We start from the raw sequence: 20,286 nt of genomic DNA, 5'->3' as shown, positions 1-20,286 counted from the left end.
ACGATGTGCGACGTGATCGTCGACCAGGCCGTCTACCGCGACGGCAAGCGCCAGCTCTGCACCGACCTGTCCGACGAGCTGGAGCAGCTCCGCGAGGTACCCGACGGCTTCATCTGGATCGGCCTCAAGGACCCGACGGACGGCGAGTTCGAGCTGGTGCGCGAGGAGCTCGGCCTGCACCCCCTCGCCATCGAGGACGCCGTGAACGGCAACCAGCGCGCCAAGCTGGAGGTCTACGACGGTTCGCTGTTCTGCGTGCTGAAGCCGCTGCGCTACACCGAGTCGACGTCGCAGGTCGAGACCGGCGAGGTCATGGTCTTCGTCGGCGACCACTTCGTGGTGACGGTGCGCCGCGGCGAGGCGATGCCGCTGGCGGAGGTGCGCAAGCGGCTGGAGGACAACGCCGAGAGGCTCTCGCACGGCCCGGCCGCGGTGCTCTACGCCGTGATGGACGCCGTGGTCGACGACTACCTCGAGATCGACGAGGAGATCGGCCAGGACCTCGAGGAGATGGAGGAGAGCGTCTTCGCCGGCGAGGTCGAGGTCGAGCAGCAGGCCGAGGGCGAGGCGAAGCCGGAGAACAGCGCGAGCCGGCGCAAGGGCTCGGCCGACGCCCGCCGCATCTACCTGCTGAAGCGCGAGGTGCTCGAGATCCGGCGCGCCGTGGTGCCGCTGGTCGAGCCGGTGAAGCGGCTGTTCCTGCGCGACGTCCCGCACATCCCCGAGCACTCGAAGCCGTTCTTCCGCGACGTCTCGGACCACTTGCTGCAGGTCGTCGACCACGTCGAGTCCTACGACCGGCTGCTCACCGACATCCTCAGCGCCCACCTGACGCGGGTCTCGGTGCAGCAGAACGACGACATGCGCCGCATCTCGGCCTGGGTCGCGATCGCCGCCGTGCCCACCATGATCGCCGGCATCTACGGCATGAACTTCGAGAACATCCCCGAGCTGCGCTGGCACCTGGGCTACTTCTACGCGCTGGCGCTCATGGCGACCGCCTGCATCGTGCTGTTCCGCTCGTTCAAGCGCAGCGGCTGGCTCTAGGTCAGCGCCGCGCGACGTTGTGCAGGTGCGCCAGCACCTGCTCGCGGCGCTCGGGCTGCAGGCCGTCGGCCTCCTGCACGACGCGCAGCAGGGCGGCGGCGAGCGGGTCCGGGTCGGTCCAGCGGTGCAGCATGACGGTCCAGCGCGGGGTGCGGCCGACGCGCAGCCGCACCATCGGGGTGCGGCCGGGGCCGGGCACCATCCGGACGCTCTTCAGCTCGCCCGGCGTGACGAGCACCCGCCGCAGCGGCCAGCGGAAGCGCACGCCGCCCGGCACCACCTCGGCGCCCAGCGGCAGCATGAACCCGAGCAGCAGCAACCAGACCAGCGGCACCAGCACCAGGGCCGTCGTCCGCCAGCGGGTGAAGAGCGCGACGACCAGCACCGCCAGCAGGGCGAGCGTCGCGACGACGTAGATCGGGCGGGCGTCCTGGTTGCGGTGCACCGGGTCAGCCCGTCGCGTTCAGCACGCCGACGCCGAGCAGCACGGCGATCGCGATGCCGAGGGCGATGCGGTACGGCACGAACACGGTGATCGGGTGCCGCGCCACGAAGCGCAGCAGCCAGGCGATCGACGCCAGCGCGACGACGAACGAGACGCCGGTGCCGACGGCGAGCTGGCCGTAGCCGACGACGCTGGTGTCGACGTCCTTGAGCTCGAACAGCCCGGCGGCGGTGAGCGTCGGGATGGCGAGGAAGAACGACAGCCGCGTCGCCGTGACCCGGTCGAGCCCGCGCAGCAGGCCGGCGCTGATCGTGGCGCCCGATCGCGAGACGCCCGGGACCAGCGCGAAGCACTGGACGACGCCGATGATCACGGCGTCCTTGATCGTGACGCCGCGGTCGTCGTGCACCGCCTGCCGGCCGCGCCGCTCGGCGACCACCAGCACGCCGCTCCACAGCACCAGCGCGGCCGCCACCACCCAGAGGTTGCGCAGCGACCCGGCGATGACGTCGCGCAGCAGGAACCCGACGATCCCGGCCGGGACCGATCCGACGATCACGCACCAGGCGAGCCGGTAGTCGGGGTCGTCGCGGTGCGCGCTGTCGCGCAGCCCGCGCACCCAGGCCACCACCAGCCGTGCGATGTCGCGGGCGAAGTAGAGCAGCGTGGCCACGATCGCGCCGAGCTGGATGACGGCGGTGAACGAGGTGATCGCCTTGCTGTCGACCGGCAGCCCGAGCAGCCCCTCGACGACCGTCAGGTGGCCGGTCGAGGAGACCGGCAGGAACTCGGTGAGCCCCTCGACGACGCCCAGGACGACGGAGTGCAGGTAGGTCAGGTCGCTCACGCGGCGAGCCCCGACTCGTCGAGCACCTCGGCCATGGTGCGCAGGGTCTGCAAGCGGTCCTCCAGGGTGCGGGCGAACGGGGTGACGGACAGCGTCGTGACGCCCGCCTCGGCGTAGGCGGCGAGCCGGTCGCGGACGCGCTCGCGCGGCCCGATCAACGAGGTCGCGTCGACGAAGGCCGTGGGCACGGCGGCGGCGGCGTCGCGCTGGCGCCGGTCGAGGTACAGCTGCTGGATCTGCTCGGCCTCGGCCTCGAAGCCCATCCGGCGGGCCAGCGCGTTGTAGAAGTTCTGATCGCGGCTGCCCATGCCCCCGACGTACAGGGCGGCGTGGGCGCGCAGCGGGTCGGCGGCGCGCTCGACGTCCGGGCCGATCACGACGGGCACGGTGGGCACGACGTCGAAGTCGTCCATCGCCAGCCCGGCCGCAGACCGCCCGCGCCGCAACGGGTCCAGCGACACGGCGGCGTGCTCGGGGCTGAAGAAGATCGCGAGCCAGCCGTCCGCCACCTCGCCGGCGAGCTCGAGGTTCTTCGGGCCGACCGCGGCCAGGTAGACCGGGATGCGCTCGCGCACCGGGTGCACGGTCAGCTTGATCGCCTTGCCCGGGCCGTCGGGCAGCGGCAGCGTGAAGTGCTCGCCCTCGTAGCGCACGGTCTCGCGGCGCAGCGCCATCCGCACGACGTCGAGGTACTCGCGGGTGCGGCCCAACGGCTTGCCGAACCGCACGCCGTGCCAGCCCTCCGACACCTGCGGGCCCGAGACGCCGAGCCCCAGCCGGAACCGCCCGCCGCTCAACGAGTCGAGCGTCGCGGCGGTCATCGCCGTCATGGCCGGGGTGCGCGCGGGGATCTGCAGCACCGCGCTGCCGACGTCGATCCGCTCGGTCTGGGCGGCCACCCAGGTCAGGATCGTCACGGCGTCCGACCCGTAGGCCTCAGCGGCCCAGGCCGAGTCGTAGCCGAGCCGGTCGGCCTCCTTGGCCAGCGCCAGGTTCTCGGCGTCGCCGCCCTGGCCCCAGTAGCCGAGGTTCAGGCCGAGGCGCAGGCGTCCCGGGGTGACGGGGGTGGTGGGCACGGACGCGACTGTAGCGGCGGGCGCTCGTCGCCCAGGCGACGTCCGGACGACGCGCCGAGCACCCGCACGACACGCACACCAGGTGCACACGAGCCGCGCCGGTAGGTTGACCGGCATGCAGCAGCGCACCGTCGGGACGTCGGGCCTGCGGGTCTCCCGGCTCGCCCTCGGCACGATGACCTGGGGCCGCGACACCGACGAGCACGAGTCGCGCGACCAGCTCGCGGCGTTCCTCGAGGCGGGCGGCACGTTCGTCGACACCGCGGCCGGCTACGGCGACGGCGCGGCCGAGGAGCTGCTCGGCGAGCTGCTGCCCGAGCTGGCCGCCCGCGACGACGTCGTCATCTGCACGAAGGCCGGCATCTCGCGGCGCTCGGGGGCACGCGTCGTCGACACCTCGCGCCGGGCCATGCTCGCCTCGCTCGACGCGTCGCTGGCCCGGCTGGGCACCGACCACGTCGACCTCTGGCTGGCGCACACCTGGAGCGACGACGTGCCGCTCGCCGAGACGCTCGACGCGCTCGTGACGGCGGTGCGCACCGGCCGCGCCCGCTACGCCGGCATCTCGAACTACGCCGGGTGGCAGGCCGCCCGCGTCGCGACGCTGGCCGAGGCGCAGGGCGCGGGGCTGATCGTCGCAAACCAGGTCGAGTACTCGCTGCTGTCGCGCGGGGTCGAGGACGACGTCGTGCCCGCCGCGCTCGGGCTCGGTCTGGGGCTCATGGCGTGGTCGCCGCTCGGCCGCGGCGTGCTGACCGGCAAGTACCGCACCGGCACCCCCGCCGACTCGCGGGCCGCCTCGCCGCACTTCGCGACGTTCGTCGAGCGCTACCTCGACGAGGACTCCCGCCGGGTCGTCGAGGCCGTGGTCGCCGCGGCCGACGGGCTCGGCTGCTCCCCCGCCGAGATCGCGCTGGCCTGGGTGCGCGACCAGCCCGGCGTGGTCGCGCCGGTGGTCGGGGCGCGCACCGCCGCGCAGCTGCGCGGCACGCTCACCAGCGAGGACGTCGAGCTGCCGGAGCAGATCCGTGCTGCGCTCGACGAGGTCTCGGTCGGCCTGCGCTGACCTCCGCACCACCCGGTCGGGTGGTCGGCCTCGAGCCGGGGGCCGGACCTGCCGAAGGGTGCACGTGCTCGATGGACTCACGGTGGTGCGCTGGCGCGCAGAGGGTCGGGACCGGCTGCACGTCGAGGGGCCGGACGGCGAACGGCTGGGCCAGCTCGACCTGCACTCGGGCCGGCAGCGCATCGCGGTGCCGACCGCCCGGCGTCAGGTCGAGGACGCCATCGCCGACTGGCTCGTCGCCCACCCGGCGGTGCGTCCGCCGGCCGGTGCCGCGGCACCCTCGGCACCCGCGGACCGCGCGACCACGTCGACCGTCGTCCCGGTGGCTGCCCCTCGCCCGGCCGGTCTGACGCGGGCGCTGCACGCCGGCCGCGGCGCCGTGGCCCGGCGCCGGCAGCGGGTGACCGTCACCATCTCGGTGCCCGGCACGCCCGCGGAGCGTCGGCTGACCCGCCGGCTCGACCGGGTCGGCCCGGGCTGGCGGCTGCTGCCCGCCGCCCCGATCGGCGCGGCCGACGGCGAGCCGGCGCACCTGGTGGTCGGGCCGGCCGGGGTGTGGTGCCTGCGGGTGCAGGAGCGTCCGCACGCCACCGTCTGGGTCTCGGGTGACGTGCTGGTGGCCGACGGGCGCCGCCGCGACGACGTCCCGCGGGTGCGTGCGCTGGCCGAGCAGGCCGCGCGCCGTCTCGCCCTGGTGACCGGCACCCCGGTCGCCGTGCGCGGGCTGGTCGTGCCGATCGGCGCGAGCCGGCTCACCGTGCGACGGCCGTCAGCGGGCGTCGCGGTCGTCGGTGCCCGCGAGGTGCAGCAGTGGCTGCGCGCGCAGCCGCCGGTGCTCGACCAGCAGCGGGTCGAGGCGCTCGTCGAGGCCGCCGGACGTCGCGAGACCTGGCAGTAGCCCCGGCTCGTCCGACCGGAGGTCGGTCAGCTGCGCGCGCGCGGGCTGTTCGCGTCGAGGTCGACGGGGCCCGCGGTGTCGTCCGGCTCGTCGTCCTCGTCGTACTCCTCGTCGTCGAGGCCGGTGTACGAGCTGCCGTCGACGTCGTCCGGCTCGTCGAAGTCGCTGTCGTCGTCGTCCTCGCCCTGGAACACCTCGAGCGGCGTGACCTCGTCGTAGGCGTCGAGCAGGGCGTCGTCGTACGCCTCGAAGGCGATCGCCAGCTCGCGGTAGGCGGCCACGACGACCGGGTCCTCCTCGCCGCGCTTGCCGGCAGCGGCCTCGAGGTGACGCTCCAGCGCAGCGACCAGGGTGCCGAGGGCTGCGCGCGGGTCCGAAGTCATGCGGTGACCGTATCGCGGACGGACGCGGAGGGCGTGCTGCGCGCCGCGAAACCGTTTGGCACCATGGAGGGCGATGATCGACTACGAGTACCGGGTGCTGCGACTCCCCGGGGCGGTGCAGCGGTCCGAGGTGCGCGCGATGCTGACCGAGGAGGCCGAGTACGGCCGCTGGGAGCTGGCTCGCGTGCTGCTCTACGCCGGTGGCGCGCGCCAGGTCTGGTTGCGCCGCCGGATCATCCGGGTGCAGCGCACCGCCTGACGCCGGCCAGCGGCCCGGCCGCTCAGCAGGTGCGCAGCAGCCGGTCGAGCACCCGCACGCCGAAGCCCAGCGCGTCGACCGGCACCCGCTCGTCGACCCCGTGGAACATCGCCGGGAAGTCGAGGTCGGCGGGCAGCTGCAGGGGCGCGAACCCGAAGCCGCGGATGCCGATCTCCGACAGCGCCTTGTTGTCGGTGCCGCCGGACAGGCAGTACGGCAGCACGGGCGCGCCCGGGTCCTCGGCCTGGATCGCGGCGACCATCGCGTCGACGAGCGAGCCGTCGAACGTCGTCTCGAGCGCGATGTCGCGGTGGTGCACCTCGACGTCGACGCCCTCGCCGGCCAGCTCGCGGATCGTCGCCATGAGCTGCTCCTCGTGGCCGGGCAGGAACCGCGTGTCGACGAACGCCTCGGCGAGCTGCGGCACCACGTTGTGCTTGTAGCCGGCCTTGAGCATCGTCGGGTTCGCGGTGTCGCGGAACGTCGCGCCCACGAACCGGGCGACCGTGCCGAGCCGGTCGAGCAGCGGCTGCGGGTCGGACGGGTCGAGCTCGACGCCGGTGATCTCGGTGACGCCCTCGAGGAACTCGCGCACCGTCGGCGTGATCTCGACGGGGAACTCGTGCTGGCCGATGCGGGCGACCGCCGCGCCCAGCTTGGCGACCGCGTTGTCGGTGGTGATCTGCGACCCGTGCCCGGCCCGGCCGTGGGCGAGCAGCCGCAGCCAGGCGATGCCCTTCTCGGCGGTCTGCAGCAGGTAGGCGCGCACCGGGTCGCCGTTCCGGCCCTCGAGCGTCACGGAGTAGCCGCCGACCTCGCTGATCGCCTCGGTGACGCCGTCGAACAGCTCGCGCCGGTGGTCGACCGCGTAGTGGCTGCCGAGCACCCCGCCCGCCTCCTCGTCGGCGAAGAACGCGAACACCAGGTCGCGCGGCGGCTTGCGGCCGCTGCGCGCGAGGTCGCGCAGCACCGCCAGCATCATCGCGTCCATGTCCTTCATGTCGACGGCGCCGCGCCCCCACAGGCAGCCGTCGCGTTGCTCGCCGGCGAACGGGTCGACCTGCCAGTCGCTGGCGTCGGCGGGCACGACGTCGAGGTGGCCGTGCACGATCAGCGCGCCGCGCTCGCGGGTGCCGGCCTCGTCGCCCTCGACCCGCACCACGACGCTGGCCCGGCCCGGCTCGCTCTCGAACAGCTCGGGGTCGAGCCCCACCTCGGTCAGCAGCCCCATGACGTGCTCGGCCGCGGCGCGCTCCCCCGGCCCGCTGCCGTCGCCGTAGTTGCTGGTGTCGATGCGCAGCAGGTCGCGGCACAGGTCGGCGACCTCGGCCTCGGCGGCGGACGGGGTCTGGGCGGTGTCGGCGCGGTCGCTCACCCGGCCACCGTAACCGCGTCTACCGTGACGACGTGAGCGGCGCGACGTGGGCGGACGAGCCGGGTCTGCCCGAGGTGCCGCTGCCCGGCGGCGACGTCACCGAGGGCGTCGTGCGGGTGGGCGGCACGGTGCGCCGTCCGCTCGGAGCGCACTCGCCGGTCGTGCACCTGGTGCTGCGGCACCTGGGGTCCGTGGGGTTCGACGGCGCGCCGCAGCTGCTCGGCGTCGACGACCGGGGCCGCGAGGTGCTCGGCTTCGTCGACGGCGAGGTGGCCGGCCGGCCGTGGCCCGCGTGGGTCGCCGACGACGCGCGCGCCGTCTCGGTGGCCCGGCTGCTGCGCCGGCTCGACGACGCGCTGCTGCCCCTCGGCGTCCCGGCCGGGCTGCCGCCGTCGCCGATCCGCGCGGACGTCGCAGCGCGCCCCGGCCCGCCCCCGACGTTCCTCGGGCACCGCGACGTGACGCCCGAGAACACGGTGTTCCGCGACGGCCAGGCGTCCGCCCTCATCGACTTCGACCTCGTGCGCCCGTCGTCCCGCGTCGACGAGGTCACGAACCTGCTGCTGTGGTGGGGTGCCTGGGCGCCGCCGGCCGACCGCGAGGACGCCGTGCGCGACGTCGACGCCGCCGTCCGCGGCCGGCTGCTGGTCGACGCCTACGGGCTCGACGACGCCGACCGCCGCTGGGTCGTGCCGGTGTCGATCAGCGCCGCCGAGCGCTCGTGGCACTCCATGCGCGAGCTCGCCGAGACCCACGGCGGCGGCTGGGCGCGCATGTGGGCGGACGGCGTCGGCGACCGCATCCGCCGCCGCGAGGCCTGGCTCCGTGAGCACGCCGCCGCCCTCGACGCGGCCCTGCGCGACTGACCCGCCGCGGACGCCGCCGGTGTCCGGCCCGACCCGGCCCCCGTGCTAATCTCGTCGCCGCACTGCGGGCCGCTCACGGCGTCCTCGCGGTTCACCTGTCCGGGTGGCGGAATGGCAGACGCGCTAGCTTGAGGTGCTAGTGCCCTTAACGGGCGTGGGGGTTCAAGTCCCCCTCCGGACACCAGCACTCCAGAGGGTCAACGTGCGGACGGCACTCGCAGCGCAGGCAGCTGCAGGTACGACACCACCCGTCGAGGCGCCTGCCCCTTCACGTTCGTCAGCACCACCCAGACGCACACACCTTCCTGCTCTCCCGGGACGAGCTCGACCTTCGAGCTGACCGTCACCGCTCCCTTGGCATCCGGCCCGGCCTGCTGCCACAGCACCAGCTCGCCCGGCCACCGGGGCGTCGCACCGGCCGGCCACCGCGCGTTGCGGTCGGAGTTGCAGGCGACCTGGAGGTCGCGGTCGGCGGAGTCCGCCGGCCAGTCGGTGACCCCCTGCACCTGCACCAGCATGTTGTCCCTGCTGCGCAACCCGTTCGCGCTGGCGTCGACGGTCAGCGTGGTGGCCGACGCCGTCGTCGCGGCGGTGAGCGAGACCCGCGGCTGCTCTCGGTCGGACCCGGCCGCGCGGGCGCCGGCGGCCGCCGCCCAGCAGCTGGCCACGACGACCAGCACGATCGCCGCCCGCACCGCCCAGCCGGTGCTCGCCGCGACCGCCGGCACCGCGAACGCCAGGAGCGCCACGACGACCACGGCGGCGATCGCCACCGGGTGGTTGCGCACGGTGCGGGCGAGCAGATCACCCGAGACCCCGACCGCCGCGAGCGCGGCGACCACGAGCGCGACCGCTGCGGCGAGCGTCGGGGGCAGCGGGTCCCTGCCGCCGTCCGACGACCTCGCGGGCACGGTCCCGCCGGGCGCGGAGCGACCTCGCCCCGTCAGTCCGGACCTGGACCTCATGGGCGGGGAATGTACGCGCGCGCCGGAGCGGGTGTCCCGGGAACGGTCGAAGCCGGCCCGGCGGTCCGGGCCGGGTCAGACCGTCGCCGACGGTGTTCGAGGCCAGGAGCACGACGAGCTGGGCGACCACTCGGGCCTGGTGAAGCGGCCGGTCCGGGTGCCGTCGACGGCGGCATCGCGCCCTGCTGCCGGGGAAAGACCCTCGCCGGCGGTGAGCCCGAGCAGCTCGTCAGCGGCGGTCCTGGGCACGGCACGACCATGGTCTCCGTACGGCGCGACGTCCAGCACCCGGCGTCAGGTCGGCCGCGACAGGTCGGCGGCGACGTCGCGCAGGAGCACGACGACCCGTCCGACCGTCGTACGCAACACACGGTCGGGTCGGGCGAGGGCCTCGACGTGGCGGCCGATGCGGACGTCGGCGAGCGGCCGCAGGACCACACCGGGGTGCGCGGGCCCGGTCCAGCGCGGGACGAGCGCGCAGCCCTGGCCCTCGGCGACGAGCGCGACGGCGACGGGGAACCCGTTGAGCCGGTGGACGACGCGCACCGGGCGGGAGGCCGCTGCGGCGACGGCGTCGAGCGAGGCGGCGAGCGGGAACCCCTGGTGGACGGCGATCCACGGCTCGTCGGCGACGTCGGCGGCGGTCAGCGGTTCGTCGCGCTCGCTGAGCGGGTGGTCGCGGGGCAGCGCGACGTCGAGGGGCTCGCGCAGCAGCGGCGTCACCGCGACGGTCGGCGGCCAGGGCGGGCCGTGCAGCGGGCGGTGCGCGAGCACCACGTCGTGGTCGGCGCACAGCGCCGGGAAGCGTTCCTGCGCGACGTCCTGGTCGGTGCACCGGACGTCGACGCCCTCGGCCGCGGCGCGGGCGACCAGGCTCGGGAAGAACGCGCTCGCCGCGCTGTCGAACGCGGCGACGTGCACCGGCTGCGGGGAGGCGTCGAGGTACCCGGCCACCGTCTGCTCGGCAGCGGCAAGCGCCGAGGCCACCCCGGCCGCGGCGGCCGCGAGGGCGGTGCCCGCCTCGGTGAGCGCGAGCCGGCGCCCGTCGCGCCGGGTCAGCGGCACGGGCACGGTGCGCTGCAGCGCGGCCAGCTGCTGCGAGACCGCGGACGGCGTGATGTAGAGCGCGGCCGCGACGGCGGTGACGCTGCCGCGGTCACCGAGCTCGCGCAGGATGGCCAGCTGCCTCGCGTCCATGCAGCGATGCTAAAGCGTCGGTTGAGCACCTGGTCGTGGCTCTTCACGCTCGTGCCTGCGCACCCTTGCGTCGTGAGCACCTCGCACGGCACCGGCCGCGCCACCGACGTCGTCCTGCTGCTCGTCGCCGTGGTGTGGGGCAGCAGCTACCTCGTGGCCAAGCAGCTGACCGACGTCGCACCGGTGCTGGTCGTGCTCGGGCTGCGCTACGCGGTGGCGGCGGTGGCGCTGGTGACGGTCTGCATCGCCACCCGGCAGCAGCGGCCCGGACGACGGCAGGCGGCGGTCGCGGTCGGTCTGGGCGTCACGCAGGCCGCGGTGCTGCTGCTGGAGACGTACGGCGTGGCGCGCACGTCGGCGACGAACGCCGGGCTGCTCATCAGCCTGACGGTGGTGCTGACGCCGGTCGTCGACGGGCTCTGGGCGCGCTCCTGGCTGCCGCCCCGGTACTTCGTGGCGGCCGTCCTCGCGGTCGTCGGCGTCGCGCTGCTCGTCTCCGGCGACGGCGTGCACGCCCCCGGCTGGGGCGACGGGCTGGTGCTGGCGGCAGCCGGCGTGCGGGCGGGGCACGTGACGCTGCTCGGGCGGGTGCCGGCCGCCGACCGCACCGGTCCGCTCGTGCTGACGACGATCCAGTGCGTGGTCGGCAGCGTGCTCGTCTGCACGCTCGCCGGCGGGCAGCTCACCGCGGCAGCGCGCCTCACGTCGTCCGACTGGAGCCTGCTGCTCTACCTCGCCCTGGCGTGCAGCGTGTTCGCGTTCCTGGCGCAGACGTGGGCGATCCGCCGCTCGTCGGCGAGCCGGGCCAGCCTGCTGCTGGGCACCGAGCCGGTCTGGGCGGTCGCCGTCGGGGTCGGCCTCGGCGGAGAGTCGCTCACCCCGGTCGTCGCGGTCGGTGCGGCCGTCGTCGTCGGCGCCACGCTGTGGGCGCAGTCCGTCGAGCGGCGCGCCCCCGTCGTGCCGCTCCCGTCCGTCAGGGCCGCCGCGGGTGGCTCGGCCACCAGAACCGCTCGCCGAGCAGGCTGACCCGCGCGGGCACGATCAGGCTGCGGACGACGAGGGTGTCGAGCAGCACGCCGAAGCCGACGATCACCCCGATCTGCGCCAGCTGCACGAGGGGCAGCACGCCGAGCACCGCGAACACGGCGGCGAGCAGGATGCCGGCGCTGGTGATGACGCCGCCGGTGACGGCCAGGGCGGTGACGATCGACGAGCGGGCGTCCGCGCCGCCGCTCGCCTCCTCGCGAGCCCGGGTCGTGAGGAAGATGTTGTAGTCCACGCCGAGCGCGACGAGGAACAGGAACGCGAGCAGCGGTGTCGAGTCGGCCAGCGGCGGGTACCCGAGCAGGTGGTCGAAGGCGAACCAGCTCGCGCCGGTGCTGGCCACGAACGTCGCGACCACCGTCGCCACGAGCAGCACCGCGGCGACCACCGAGCGCAGCAGCAGGAGCAGCACCACCAGCACGATGCCGAGCACGAGCGGCAGCAGCAGCGCGCGGTCCCGGTCGGCCGTGGTGCTGGTGTCGAGCAGCTCGGCGTCCGACCCGCCGACGAGCCCGCCGACCGGGTGCACGGCGTCCCGCAGCGCGCGCACGGCCGTGAAGGCGGCGTCGCTGCCGGGCTGGGCACCCAGCACGACGTCGAAGGCGACCGACCGGTCGTCGGCGCCGGCGCGGCGCACCGAGCTCACGCTGTCGACGTCGGGCAGCGCGCGCTGCACCTCGCCGGCCGCCGCGACGGGCGCGACGACGAGCGTCGGCTGGCTGCTGCCGGCGGGGAACGCCCGCGCCAGCTGCTCCTGGCCGGCGACGGACTCGGGGCGCTGCAGGAACTGCTCGGTCGGCGTCTGCGCCACCGCGATGCCGACGCCGCCGGCGGTGAGCGCCGCGAGCACGACCACGCCGCCCGCGACGACCGCCGCCGGACGCCGCGTCACCCGCTCGCCGACCCGCCGCCACAGCCCGGTGCGGCTCGGATCGGGCTGCCCGACCCGCGGCACGAACGGCCAGAACAGGTTGCGCCCGAACAGCACCAGCGTCGCCGGCAGCAGCAGCAGCGCGAACGCCAGCGCGATGGCGATGCCCAGCGCTCCGGAGTACCCGAGCGACGTGACGAAGGTGTCGCGGGCCAGGCCGAGGCCGAGCAGTGCGAGGACGACGGTGCTCGAGCTGGCGAGCACGGCCGGGGCGGCCGACTCGAGCGCCCGGCGCATGGCGTCGTGCCGGTCGTCGACGAGCCGCAGCTCCTCGCGGTAGCGGGCGATCACGAGCAGCGCGTAGTTGGTGCCTGCCCCGAAGACCAGCACCGACACGATGCCCTTGACCGCGCCGTCCGCGCTCACGTCGGTGACCCGGCTCAGCGCGTCGGTGGCCCGGCTCGCCACCTGGTCGCCCAGGCCGACGACGCCCAGCGGCACGAGCCACAACCAGGGGCTGCGGTACGTGATCAGCAGCAGCAGCGCGACCACGCCGGCGGTGGCCGCGAGCAGCGTCACGTCGGCGCCGTCGAACACCTTGCCGATGTCGGTGGTGAACACCGGGCCGCCGGTCACCGCGACGTCGAGACCCTGCGGCACACCGCGTCGCACCGCTACCCGGACGGCGTCGACGGCCCGCCCGGTGGCGTCGTCGTCGAGGTCGCTGCGCAGCGGGACGACCGTCAGCGCCGTCGTGCCGTCGTCCGACACCTGCACCGCGAGGCCGTCCGGGGCGGCTGCTCCCCCGCCGCCGGTCGGGAGCGCGCCCTGGGCGCGGACGGCGTCGAGCGCGCGCAGCAGCGCGGCGGCGGCCGCAGACCGGTCGGCCTCGGCGAGCCGGCCGTCGCGCGACAGGACGACGAAGAGCGGCTGCACCTCGCTGGCCGGCAGGGTGGCCTGCACGGCGGCCGCCCGCACCGACTCCGCGGACGCCGGCAGCGTCGTCGCGCCCGGGGCCACTTCGCCCGCGCCGGCCAGCGCGAAGACGGCCGCCGAGGCGGCGAGGCCAAGCGCGACGACGACCCACTTGACCCGCGGACCGACCAGACGCCCGAGCGCCCGGGCCGGCGGGCCGAAGAAACCGTGCGCACCGTCTCCACCCTGGAATCTCTCCACGACGGAGAGACTAGACTGACGCGGTGCCCGACCGCGACCCAGAGCCCGACCCGGCGCGCTCCGGCGCGATCGTCGCCGCGCTGCAGGCGCTCACCGTCGCCGTCGACCGGTACGCCGACGTCCGCGGCGGCGCGCACGGCCTGCACCGCACCGACCTCTACGCCCTGGCGCACGTCATGCAGGCCGGCCGCCGCGGCGAGGACCTCACGCCCGGCGCCCTCAGCGCGTCGTTGAACCTCAGCTCGCCCGCGACCTCGGCCCTGCTCGGTCGCCTCGAGCGCGCGGGCCACGTGCGCCGCGAGCACGACACCGCCGACCGCCGCCGCGTCGCCGTCGTCATGACCGACAGCGCGATGGACGCCGGCCGCGCCGTCTTCGGTCCGCTCGGCGACGCGATGCGCGGGGTGCTGGCCACCATGCCCGCCGCCGACCAGCAGGTGGTGCTCGACTTCCTGGAGGCCGCCGTCGCCGCGACGTCCGAGGCCACCGAGGGGACGACGGGCGGGCGCCCCCCGGTCGCGTCCACGTAGCCTGCGACGGTGCCGACCAGCCGACCCACCCGCGAGCAGCTCGCCGACGCCGTGCAGGCGGCGCTCGACACCGACCGCAGCTCGGCGGAGGGCATCCGCAACGGTGGGGGTGCCGACCTGCCGCTCGGCCTGGCCGACGTGTTCGACCGGTACGCCGAGGCGCACGAGGCGCTGCTGCAGGTGCTCGGCGAGCTCGAGCCGGGTGCCCCGGTGCCGGCCGACCTCGCCGACCGCTACACCGGCTGGATCGCGGTCGACGAGATCGGGTAGCGCCGCGACCGCAGCCGCGCGGACCGGTGCTCGTCGGGACGGCCTCCGGCCGCTTCGGCCGGTAACCTGCCCGGATGGACGTCGTCGCGCGCCACAACGTCACCGAGCGCGGCGTCCCCGACGGCCGTCCGATGCTGTTCGCGCACGGGTTCGGCTGCGACCAGCACATGTGGCGATTCGTCGCCCCCGCCTTCGAGGACCGCTTCCGCGTGGTCCTCTTCGACCACGTCGGGTCCGGCGGGGCCGACCCGGCGGGCCACGACCCCGAACGGCACGGCTCGCTCGCCGGCTACGCGCAGGACGTCCTCGACGTCTGCCGCGCGCTCGACCTGCACGACGTCGTCTTCGTCGGCCACTCGGTCTCGGCGATGATGGGCGCGCTGGCCGCGATCGAGGAGCCCGAGCGGTTCTCGCACCTGGTCATGGTGTCGCCGTCGCCGCGCTACACCGACGACGGCGACTACGTCGGGGGGTTCGCGGCGGCCGACATCGAGGACCTGCTGGAGTCGCTCGACAGCAACTACCTGGGGTGGTCGGCGGCGCTGGCGCCGGTGGTCATGGGCAACACCGACCGGCCCGAGCTGGGCGCCGAGCTGACCGCGAGCTTCTGCCGCGCCGACCCCGCCGTCGCCCGCCGCTTCGCCCGCGTCACCTTCACCTCCGACAACCGTGCGGACCTCCCCCTGGTGCGCACCCCCACCCTGGTGCTGCAGTGCACCGACGACGTGATCGCGCCGGTCACGGTGGGCCGCTACGTCGCCGACGCCGTCCCGGGGGCGACGCTGGTGATGCTGGAGGCCACCGGGCACTGCCCGAACCTGAGCGCACCCGAGGCGACCGTCGCGGCCGTCGCCGCGTTCGTCGACCCGTGAGCACCCAGGAGCACGCCGCGGTGACGGCGTCCGGCTCGCTGGTCGAGGACGCCCAGCGGCTGTACGACGCGGCGCCCTGCGGGTACCTCTCGACGGCGCCCGACGGCACCGTGGTGCAGGTCAACGCCACCTTCCTGGCGCTCACGGGGTACTCCGCCGACGAGCTCGTGGGTCGACGTCGATTCATCGACCTGCTGTCCGGCGGGGGCCGGATCTACTACGAGACGCACTACGCCCCGATGCTCTCCATGCAGGGCAGCGCGCAGGGCATCGCGCTCGACCTCGTCCGCGCCGACGGCAGGCGGCTGCCGACGCTGGTCAACGCCGTGCTGGACCGCGACGAGGCGGGGGCACCGCGCGTCGTGCGGGTGGCCGTCTTCGACGCCACGGACCGCCGTGCCTACGAGCGCGAGCTGCTGCGCGCCAAGGAGCGCGCGGAGGCCAGCGAGGACCACGCCCGGGCGCTCGCCCGCACCCTGCAGCAGACGCTCATCCCGCCCCTGCCACCGGACGTGCCAGGGCTCGAGGTGGCCGCCGTCTACCGGCCCGCGGGCGCCGGCGCCGAGGTCGGCGGCGACTTCTACGACGTCTTCCAGCTCGCCGAGGACGACTGGTTCGTGGTGCTCGGCGACGTGTGCGGCAAGGGACCGGGGGCCGCCGTCGTCACCTCGCTGCTGCGCCACGCCGTCCGCGCGGCCGCCGTCGCCTCACCGGACGTCGAGACGGCCCTCCGCCTCACCAACGACGTGCTGCTGCGCGACGACAGCGACCGCTTCTGCACCGCGCTGCTCGCTCGCCTGCGCCGACGAGCGGGCCGCTGGCACGTCACCCTCTGCGCCGCCGGGCACCCGCTGCCGGTGCTGGTGCCGGCGACCGGGACGACCCGCCTGGTCGGTGCACCCGGCTCGCTGCTGGGCGTGCTCGCCGAGCTCGAGCTGCACGCCACCGAGCTCGAGCTGGCGCCCGGCGACCGCCTCCTGCTCTACACCGACGGGGTCACCGAGGCCCGGCGCGACCGCGTCGAGTACGGCGACGACCGGCTGCTCGCGCAGGCGGCCGGCGCCGCGACGGGGGCGCACGCGCTGGTCACCGCCGTGCTCGACGACGCCCTGGCGTTCCAGGGCGGGGTGGCGCGCGACGACATCGCCCTGCTGGCCCTCACCCCGTCGTCCGACCCCTGACCGCTGCGGTCGGCGCTCAGGTGACGGCGGCTGCCGCGGTCTGCAGCGGCAGGGCGGCGCGGAAGCGCTCGACGAAGCGGGCGAAGGCGGCGACGTCGTCGGGGTCCGGGGCGACGGTGTCGACCTCGGCGTCGCGGAACACGACGTCGTCGAGGTAGCCGGCCAGGTCGCCGCCGCCGGCGACCGCGAAGGCCGCGAGGACGGCGATCCCCCAGGCGCCGCCCTCGGACGCCGCGGCACCGACCGAGACCGGGGTGTCGAGAGCCGCAGCCAGCACGCCCTGCGCGACGCCGGCCGTGCGGAACAGGCCGCCGTGGGCGAGCAGGCGGTCGAGGCGCACGCCCTCCTCGTCGAGCAGCACGTCCATGCCGATGCGCAGCGTGGCGAAGAGCGCCAGCAGCTGCGCCCGCACGAACGTGCCGAGGTCGAGCCGGCTGCCCGGGGTGCGGACGACGAGGGGCCGGCCCTCCGCGACACCGGTGACCGGCTCGCCCGAGAGGTAGTTGCTGACCATCAACCCTGCGGCGTCCGGTGCGCCCTCCAGCGCGCTGCGCAGCAGCACCTCGAAGACGCGGGTGCCGTCGGCGTCGCTGCCCAGCAGCGCCGCGAACTCCGCGAAGACGCCGGCCCAGGCGTCGAGCTCGCTGGCACCGTTGTTGCAGTGCACCATCGCGACCGGGCGGCCGTCGGGCGTGGTCACCAGGTCGATGGCGTGGTGCGCCCGCCGCAGATCGCGCTCCAGCACCACCATCGCGAACACGCTCGTGCCCGCGCTGACGTTGCCGGTGCGGGGCGCCACCGAGTTCGTGGCGACCATGCCGGTGCCGGCGTCGCCCTCGGGCGGGCACAGCAGCGCTCCGGGCTGCAGCACGCCGGTCGGGTCGAGCAGCGCCGCGCCGTCCGCCGACAAGCGCCCCGCGTCGTCGCCCGACACCAGCACCGGCGGCAGCAGGTCGAGCAGCGGCCGCGTCGCGCCGGCGTCCGCGGCGAGCCGGTCGTACCGGGCCAGCAGGTCGGCGTCGTAGGTGCGCGTCACCGGGTCGATCGGGAACACGCCGCTCGCGTCGCCGACGCCCAGCACCCGGTGGCCGCCGAGCCGCTCGTGCACCAACCCGGCCAGCGTCGTCAGGTGGGCGACGTGCGGCACGTGCGGCTCGCCGTCGAGCAGCGCCTGGTGCAGGTGCGCCACGCTCCACCGGTGCGGGACGTTGCGGCCCAGCTCGCGGCTCAGCTGCTCGGACGCCGGGCCGGTGCTGGTGTTGCGCCACGTGCGGAACGGCACGAGCAGCTCGCCGTCGTCGTCGAGCGGCAGGTAGCCGTGCATCATCGCCGACACGCCGAGCCCGGCCAGCGACCGCAGCTCGACGCCGTGCCGGTCCCGCACGTCGGCCAGCACCGCGGCCGTGCACGCGCGCAGCCCCTCCCAGACGGCGTCGAGGGAGTACGTCCAGCGGCCGTCGACGAGCTCGTTCTCCCACTCGTGCGAGCCGGCGGCGAGCGGCACGTGGTCGGGCCCGATCAGCACGCCCTTGATGCGGGTCGAGCCCAGTTCGACCCCCAGCACCGCCCGTCCGGACGCGACGACGTCCGCGGCGCTCACAGCCCGCCGGCCAGCCGGTAGTAGGCCTGGTTCCACTGCAGCTCGCGCTCGAACCGGTCGACCGTCGTGCCGTCCTCGATGGTGAGCAGCTCGACGCGGGCGATGCGGGCCAGCACGCGGAACGCGTCGAGCCCGGCGGCGGTCGACAGCACGGTGTGGTGCGCGCCGCCGGCCAGCAGCCACGACTCGGCGCTGGTGGTGAAGTCGGGGCGCGGCTTCCAGACCGCCCGCGCGACCGGCAGGTGCGGCAGCTCGCCGCGCGCGTCGACCAGGTCGACGACGTTCGCGGTGAGCCGGAACCGGTCGCGCACGTCGGCCAGCGAGACGACCACGCCGGGGCCGGGGTCGGCCTGGAACACCATGCGCACCGGGTCCTCGCGCCCGCCGATGCCCAGCGGGTGCACCTCGATGCGCGGCGTCGACGTCGTGAGCGAGGGGCAGACCTCGAGCATGTGGGCGCCCAGCACCAGCTCGTCGCCCGGCGTCAGGTCGTAGGTGTAGTCCTCCATGAGCGAGGCCCCGCCGGGCAGCCCCTCGCCCATCACCTTGGCGGCGCGCACCAGGGCGGCGGTCTTCCAGTCGCCCTCGGCGCCGAACCCGTAGCCGCGCGCCATCAGCCGCTGCACGGCCAGGCCCGGCAGCTGCCGCAGGCCGCCGAGGTCCTCGAAGCTGGTGGTGAACGCCTTGGCGCCCAACGACTCCAGCTTGGCCAGCAACCCCAGCTCCTGGCGCGCGGCGTACCGGAGCGACTCGTGCCGCTCGCCGCCCCGGCGCAGCTGCGGCTCGACGTCGTAGTCGGTCTCGTACTCGCGCACCAGCACGTCGACGTCGGCGTCGGCCGCCGCGTCGACCGCGGCCGCCAGCTCGTTGACGGCCCAGGTGTTGGTGGAGATGCCGAAGCGGATCTCGGCCTCGGTCTTGTCGCCCTCGGTCACCGCGACGTCGCGCATGTTGTCGCCGAACCGGGCCAGCCGCAGCTCGTGCAGCGCGGCCCACCCGGCGGCGCCCCGCACCCAGGTGCCCACGCGGGCGAGCACGGACGGGTCGGAGACGTGGCCGGCCACGGTGGTGCGGGTCGTGTTCATGCGCGCGTGCACGTACCCGTGCTCGCGGTCGCCGTGCGCGGCCTGGTTGAGGTTCATGAAGTCGAAGTCGATCGTCGCCCACGGCAGCTCGACGTTCGCCTGGGTGTGCAGGTGCAGCAACGGCTTGCGCAGCGCGTCGAGGCCGGCGATCCACATCTTCGACGGGCTGAACGTGTGCATCCAGGTGACGACGCCCAGCACGCGGTCGTCGGCGTTCGCCTCGAGCATCACGCGGCGGATCGTCGTGCTGTCGGCCAGCACCGGCTTCCAGACGACGGGCGCGGGGACGGCGTCGGCCGCGTCGAGGGCGCGGGCGATCTCCTGCGACTGCGCCGCGACCTGGTCGAGCACCTCGGGCCCGTAGAGGTGCTGGCTGCCGGTCAGGAACCAGACCTCGCGGTCGGCGTAGGGGGTCGTCATGCTCGGTGCTCCTCGTGGTCGGCCGGTGCGCTCGCCTGGCCGTAGGCGTGCTGGTAGCGGTGGTGCAGTGCGGCGATCGCCGCGTCGGGGATGGGGACGACGGGCCCGCCCTGCCGTGCCAGGTGCACGCTGCGGGCGACGTCCTCGCACATGACGGCGGCCTTCACGGCGGAGCGCGCGTCGTTCCCGACGGTGAACACGCCGTGGTTGGCCATCAGCACCGCGGGCGAGGCGCTGGACCGCAGCGTCTCGACGACGCCCCGGCCGATGGAGTCGTCGCCGATCATCGCGAACGGCCCCACCGGGATCGGGCCACCGAACTCGTCGGCGATCGCCGTCAGCACGCACGGGATGGCCTCGTGCCGGGCCGCCCAGCCGCACGCGTACGGCGAGTGCGTGTGCACCACGCCGCCGGTGCCGGGGCGGTGCCGGTAGACGTAGGCGTGGGCGGCCGTGTCGGACGACGGGCGGCCGGTGCCCTCGAGCTGGTTGCCGTCGAGGTCGCACAGCACCATGTCCTCGGCCCGCAGGTCGTCGTACGAGACGCCGCTCGGCTTGATGAGGAAGGTCTCGGTGCCGGGCACGAGGGCCGACACGTTGCCCGCCGTCCAGGCCACCAGGCCCCACCGCACCAGCTCGCGGTGCAGGTCGACCAGCTCGGCCCGCAGGTCGTGCATGCCGTCGTCCCTTCGCTTGAGAGCGCTAACAGCGTCACTCGCGAGAGGCAGCGACGGTGCCGGCGTTCGGGGTGCGCGAACCACGGCGTCCTGCCGGGCCGTCGCGCACCGCTCACAGTGGGCGTCCCCAAACCCG

The 20,286-nt window shown here is 75.0% G+C and carries 21 protein-coding genes and 1 tRNA gene; 11 read left to right on the top strand and 11 right to left on the bottom strand.

Annotation, left to right across the window (positions count from 1 at the left end):
- Positions 1 to 3 precede the first annotated feature (3 nt).
- Positions 4 to 1,047: a magnesium and cobalt transport protein CorA gene (locus ACYVI6_RS04995; RefSeq protein ID WP_460445308.1), complete on the top strand. Its 1,044-nt coding sequence runs from the start codon at positions 4 to 6 to the stop codon at positions 1,045 to 1,047.
- Position 1,048: 1 nt separating this feature from the next.
- Here ACYVI6_RS04995 and ACYVI6_RS04990 read toward each other — a convergent pair whose 3' ends face one another.
- Genes ACYVI6_RS04990 through ACYVI6_RS04980 form a run of 3 tightly spaced genes read right to left on the bottom strand, consistent with a single transcriptional unit; the run spans position 1,049 to position 3,385 of the window.
- Positions 1,049 to 1,492, bottom strand: a complete 444-nt coding sequence (locus ACYVI6_RS04990; RefSeq protein WP_460445307.1) for a hypothetical protein — start codon at positions 1,490 to 1,492, stop codon at positions 1,049 to 1,051.
- 4 nt (positions 1,493 to 1,496) lie between these two features.
- Positions 1,497 to 2,339 (bottom strand): undecaprenyl-diphosphate phosphatase, encoded by an 843-nt coding sequence (locus tag ACYVI6_RS04985; protein WP_460445306.1) that lies wholly within the window; start codon positions 2,337 to 2,339, stop codon positions 1,497 to 1,499.
- Positions 2,336 to 3,385: an LLM class F420-dependent oxidoreductase gene (locus ACYVI6_RS04980; protein ID WP_460445337.1), complete on the bottom strand. Its 1,050-nt coding sequence runs from the start codon at positions 3,383 to 3,385 to the stop codon at positions 2,336 to 2,338. Before ACYVI6_RS04980 ends, ACYVI6_RS04985 begins: the two co-directional genes overlap by 4 nt.
- Before the next feature lie 145 nt (positions 3,386 to 3,530).
- Between ACYVI6_RS04980 and ACYVI6_RS04975 the strand changes: the two genes are divergently transcribed.
- Together ACYVI6_RS04975 and ACYVI6_RS04970 are read left to right on the top strand one after the other, a co-directional pair.
- On the top strand, positions 3,531 to 4,481 hold the full coding sequence (locus ACYVI6_RS04975; protein ID WP_460445305.1) for an aldo/keto reductase: 951 nt from the start codon (positions 3,531 to 3,533) through the stop codon (positions 4,479 to 4,481).
- Positions 4,482 to 4,545: 64 nt separating this feature from the next.
- A complete protein-coding gene (locus ACYVI6_RS04970; protein WP_460445304.1) occupies positions 4,546 to 5,379 on the top strand; it encodes a hypothetical protein in 834 nt (277 codons plus the stop codon).
- Positions 5,380 to 5,405: 26 nt separating this feature from the next.
- Here the strand turns inward: ACYVI6_RS04970 and ACYVI6_RS04965 are convergent, their stop codons facing one another.
- Complete coding sequence (locus ACYVI6_RS04965) at positions 5,406 to 5,762, bottom strand: hypothetical protein (protein WP_460445303.1); 357 nt, start codon at positions 5,760 to 5,762, stop codon at positions 5,406 to 5,408.
- Between the two features lie 73 nt (positions 5,763 to 5,835).
- Here ACYVI6_RS04965 and ACYVI6_RS04960 point away from each other — a divergent pair, with 73 nt between their 5' ends.
- On the top strand, positions 5,836 to 6,021 hold the full coding sequence (locus ACYVI6_RS04960) for a DUF5703 family protein (protein ID WP_460445302.1): 186 nt from the start codon (positions 5,836 to 5,838) through the stop codon (positions 6,019 to 6,021).
- A 22-nt stretch (positions 6,022 to 6,043) separates the two neighbouring features.
- Here the strand turns inward: ACYVI6_RS04960 and ACYVI6_RS04955 are convergent, their stop codons facing one another.
- On the bottom strand, positions 6,044 to 7,396 hold the full coding sequence (locus tag ACYVI6_RS04955) for a M20/M25/M40 family metallo-hydrolase (protein WP_460445301.1): 1,353 nt from the start codon (positions 7,394 to 7,396) through the stop codon (positions 6,044 to 6,046).
- Positions 7,397 to 7,428: 32 nt separating this feature from the next.
- On the opposite strand from ACYVI6_RS04955, the gene ACYVI6_RS04950 reads away from it, so the two are divergent.
- Both ACYVI6_RS04950 and ACYVI6_RS04945 read left to right on the top strand, forming a co-directional pair.
- Complete coding sequence (locus ACYVI6_RS04950) at positions 7,429 to 8,262, top strand: phosphotransferase (RefSeq protein WP_460445300.1); 834 nt, start codon at positions 7,429 to 7,431, stop codon at positions 8,260 to 8,262.
- A gap of 97 nt (positions 8,263 to 8,359) precedes the next feature.
- Positions 8,360 to 8,446: transfer RNA gene (locus ACYVI6_RS04945), tRNA-Leu, on the top strand.
- Positions 8,447 to 8,459: 13 nt separating this feature from the next.
- Here the strand turns inward: ACYVI6_RS04945 and ACYVI6_RS04940 are convergent.
- A complete protein-coding gene (locus ACYVI6_RS04940; RefSeq protein WP_460445299.1) occupies positions 8,460 to 9,173 on the bottom strand; it encodes a hypothetical protein in 714 nt (237 codons plus the stop codon).
- Positions 9,174 to 9,521: 348 nt separating this feature from the next.
- Entirely contained in the window at positions 9,522 to 10,424 is a 903-nt protein-coding gene (locus tag ACYVI6_RS04935; RefSeq protein ID WP_460445298.1) for a LysR family transcriptional regulator, read from the bottom strand.
- A gap of 72 nt (positions 10,425 to 10,496) precedes the next feature.
- Between ACYVI6_RS04935 and ACYVI6_RS04930 the strand changes: the two genes are divergently transcribed.
- A complete protein-coding gene (locus ACYVI6_RS04930; protein WP_460445297.1) occupies positions 10,497 to 11,450 on the top strand; it encodes a DMT family transporter in 954 nt (317 codons plus the stop codon).
- Here the strand turns inward: ACYVI6_RS04930 and ACYVI6_RS04925 are convergent.
- Positions 11,398 to 13,515: an MMPL family transporter gene (locus ACYVI6_RS04925; protein ID WP_460445296.1), complete on the bottom strand. Its 2,118-nt coding sequence runs from the start codon at positions 13,513 to 13,515 to the stop codon at positions 11,398 to 11,400. The genes ACYVI6_RS04930 and ACYVI6_RS04925 overlap by 53 nt on opposite strands.
- Positions 13,516 to 13,538: 23 nt before the next feature.
- Here ACYVI6_RS04925 and ACYVI6_RS04920 point away from each other — a divergent pair, with 23 nt between their 5' ends.
- The 4 genes from ACYVI6_RS04920 (at position 13,539) to ACYVI6_RS04905 (ending at position 16,368) form a co-directional block, all read left to right on the top strand.
- A complete protein-coding gene (locus ACYVI6_RS04920) occupies positions 13,539 to 14,045 on the top strand; it encodes a MarR family winged helix-turn-helix transcriptional regulator (RefSeq protein WP_460445295.1) in 507 nt (168 codons plus the stop codon).
- Positions 14,046 to 14,054: 9 nt separating this feature from the next.
- Entirely contained in the window at positions 14,055 to 14,315 is a 261-nt protein-coding gene (locus ACYVI6_RS04915) for a hypothetical protein (protein ID WP_460445294.1), read from the top strand.
- A gap of 74 nt (positions 14,316 to 14,389) precedes the next feature.
- Positions 14,390 to 15,187 (top strand): alpha/beta fold hydrolase, encoded by a 798-nt coding sequence (locus ACYVI6_RS04910; RefSeq protein WP_460445293.1) that lies wholly within the window; start codon positions 14,390 to 14,392, stop codon positions 15,185 to 15,187.
- Positions 15,184 to 16,368, top strand: coding sequence for a SpoIIE family protein phosphatase (locus ACYVI6_RS04905; protein WP_460445292.1), 1,185 nt, complete (start codon positions 15,184 to 15,186; stop codon positions 16,366 to 16,368). The genes ACYVI6_RS04910 and ACYVI6_RS04905 overlap by 4 nt, the downstream gene beginning before the upstream one ends.
- A gap of 16 nt (positions 16,369 to 16,384) precedes the next feature.
- On the opposite strand, the gene ACYVI6_RS04900 is transcribed toward ACYVI6_RS04905, so the two are convergent.
- The 3 genes from ACYVI6_RS04900 to ACYVI6_RS04890 are packed head-to-tail and all read right to left on the bottom strand — an operon-like array spanning position 16,385 to position 20,150.
- Positions 16,385 to 17,968 (bottom strand): FGGY-family carbohydrate kinase, encoded by a 1,584-nt coding sequence (locus ACYVI6_RS04900; protein ID WP_460445291.1) that lies wholly within the window; start codon positions 17,966 to 17,968, stop codon positions 16,385 to 16,387.
- Positions 17,965 to 19,473 carry an L-arabinose isomerase gene (gene araA, locus ACYVI6_RS04895; protein WP_460445290.1) on the bottom strand — a complete coding sequence of 503 codons (1,509 nt, stop codon included), beginning with the start codon at positions 19,471 to 19,473 and terminating at the stop codon, positions 17,965 to 17,967. Before araA ends, ACYVI6_RS04900 begins: the two co-directional genes overlap by 4 nt.
- Positions 19,470 to 20,150, bottom strand: a complete 681-nt coding sequence (locus ACYVI6_RS04890; protein WP_460445289.1) for an L-ribulose-5-phosphate 4-epimerase — start codon at positions 20,148 to 20,150, stop codon at positions 19,470 to 19,472. The genes araA and ACYVI6_RS04890 overlap by 4 nt, the downstream gene beginning before the upstream one ends.
- Between the last annotated feature and the right edge of the window lie 136 nt (positions 20,151 to 20,286).

The organism is Angustibacter aerolatus (genome assembly GCF_054776675.1).
This window is presented reverse-complemented; position numbering and strand designations above follow the sequence as displayed.

What these genes read in the sequence shown, in the direction of transcription:
- ACYVI6_RS04995 (WP_460445308.1), top strand. Translation starts at nt 4, where the DNA reads ATGTGCGACGTGATCGTCGACCAGGCCGTCTACCGCGACGGCAAGCGC.
- ACYVI6_RS04960 (WP_460445302.1), top strand. Translation starts at nt 5,836, where the DNA reads ATGATCGACTACGAGTACCGGGTGCTGCGACTCCCCGGGGCGGTGCAG.
- ACYVI6_RS04910 (WP_460445293.1), top strand. Translation starts at nt 14,390, where the DNA reads ATGGACGTCGTCGCGCGCCACAACGTCACCGAGCGCGGCGTCCCCGAC.
- ACYVI6_RS04890 (WP_460445289.1), bottom strand. Translation starts at nt 20,150, where the DNA reads ATGCACGACCTGCGGGCCGAGCTGGTCGACCTGCACCGCGAGCTGGTG.
- ACYVI6_RS04935 (WP_460445298.1), bottom strand. Translation starts at nt 10,424, where the DNA reads ATGGACGCGAGGCAGCTGGCCATCCTGCGCGAGCTCGGTGACCGCGGC.
- ACYVI6_RS04975 (WP_460445305.1), top strand. Translation starts at nt 3,531, where the DNA reads ATGCAGCAGCGCACCGTCGGGACGTCGGGCCTGCGGGTCTCCCGGCTC.
- ACYVI6_RS04965 (WP_460445303.1), bottom strand. Translation starts at nt 5,762, where the DNA reads ATGACTTCGGACCCGCGCGCAGCCCTCGGCACCCTGGTCGCTGCGCTG.
- araA (WP_460445290.1), bottom strand. Translation starts at nt 19,473, where the DNA reads ATGACGACCCCCTACGCCGACCGCGAGGTCTGGTTCCTGACCGGCAGC.